1 rRNA gene is annotated in these 316 nt (G+C 40.8%); it reads left to right on the top strand.

Annotation, left to right across the window (positions count from 1 at the left end):
• A 16S ribosomal RNA gene (locus tag CWM58_RS27945) occupies positions 1 to 102 on the top strand; the annotation flags it as partial.
• Positions 103 to 316: the final 214 nt, after the last annotated feature.

Below are 316 nucleotides of genomic sequence, written 5' to 3'. Positions count from 1 at the left end.
AGCTTAACCTTCGGGAGGGCGCTTACCACTTTGTGATTCATGACTGGGGTGAAGTCGTAACAAGGTAACCGTAGGGGAACCTGCGGTTGGATCACCTCCTTACCTTAAAGAACCTGCCTTTGTAGTGTCCACACAGATTGTTTGATAAATAATAAATTTCAAAATGTACTGTTAAGTGCATTGTGAAATTTTGCTCTTTAAAAATCTGGATCAAGCTGAAAATTGAAACGACACACTGTTTAAGTGTGTTCGAGTCTCTCAAATTTTCGCAATCAGAAGTGAAACATCTTCGGGTTGTGAGGTTAAGCGACTAAGC

Source organism: Klebsiella sp. H-Nf2, assembly GCF_002806645.1.
In the GTDB taxonomy this organism is placed as follows: Bacteria; Pseudomonadota; Gammaproteobacteria; order Enterobacterales; family Enterobacteriaceae; genus Klebsiella; species Klebsiella variicola.
The sequence above is the reverse complement of the archived record's forward strand: the minus strand, read 5'-3'. Positions and strand labels throughout refer to the sequence as shown.